At 40.8% G+C, this 979-nt stretch carries 1 protein-coding gene; it reads right to left on the bottom strand.

The features are described 5' to 3' along the window. Nucleotides 1–799, bottom strand: a 799-nt coding sequence (locus tag QZL66_RS01405) for a hypothetical protein (protein ID WP_293601755.1), incomplete at its 3' end; no start/stop codon positions are given. Nucleotides 800–979 lie beyond the last annotated feature (180 nt).

The raw sequence follows: 979 nt of genomic DNA, 5'->3' as shown, positions 1-979 counted from the left end.
CAGGAGATGTTACAGTGTCGTATGCATACATACAGGAACTGCATGTTTTCTGCCAAATGCCTTCTCGTGTTTCAGTTGCACGCTGCGTAGATGTCCATCTTTCAAGTATGCCATAAGAACTGCTGTGATTACAAACGGTATCTACCAGCTTGATTTCGCATTCCGGACACACCTTCCAATGGTTCTGATCGTCAAATGTGTATTCAGAGCTTTCGGTATGCATATGTCCCCAAGGTGAACCAATTAGAGCACCCGTGTCAATATACATTAATGAATCGTTTGCCGTTATATCGGAAGGTAAAGCTACTGCTCCTCCGAGCTCGCTGATAAGCTCCTCGCCGCTTATCAGATAGACTTCAGATGAATTAAATTTCTGATTTGTTGCAGAGTCCACCAGAGTGACGGCTGCCTCTTCTTCGCCGGATACAGAAACATTTGCGATCTTAAAATAGGTGCGTTGATGGTACATGATCCCATCTTCAAAAGTGTTCAGGCTGTTATAATCCCTGCTGTTTACAAATGTATACATCCACTCGATAAACTCTGTGCCGTCGTCCCACTGTTCCTTATTATCGGCAGTTTTCCATTCGCACCCAAGATAGGTGAGATCCAAAGAAGAAAGGCTTTCAAAATCAGACGGTATCTCCGGAGCCTCTCCTGATCTCGGATATGTAATGGTCAAGGTAATGTCATAGTTGTTTTCTGCACTGAGAAACAATTCTTCTGTTCCGACAGTACTAAACAACACACCAATGGAAAGGAGTGCGCTAATTACTTGCTTGGTAAATTTTTTCTTCATGAGTTTCCCTCCATTCTTTAAAATATAAAAATATATTTGTATAAAATCGGCAGTTCACAAAATGATACAGCCGATATATCAACAGATGTTTTTACAAAATTTTCAAGCGGACTTTATGCGGTATTGTTAGAATATCGATACATATTTTTTGAAACGAGCATTTTTGATAAATGGGAAGGG

The sequence above is a fragment of the Ruminococcus sp. CAG:330 genome, assembly GCF_000437175.1.
Classification (GTDB): Bacteria; Bacillota; Clostridia; order Oscillospirales; family Ruminococcaceae; genus Ruminococcus_C.
This window is presented reverse-complemented; position numbering and strand designations above follow the sequence as displayed.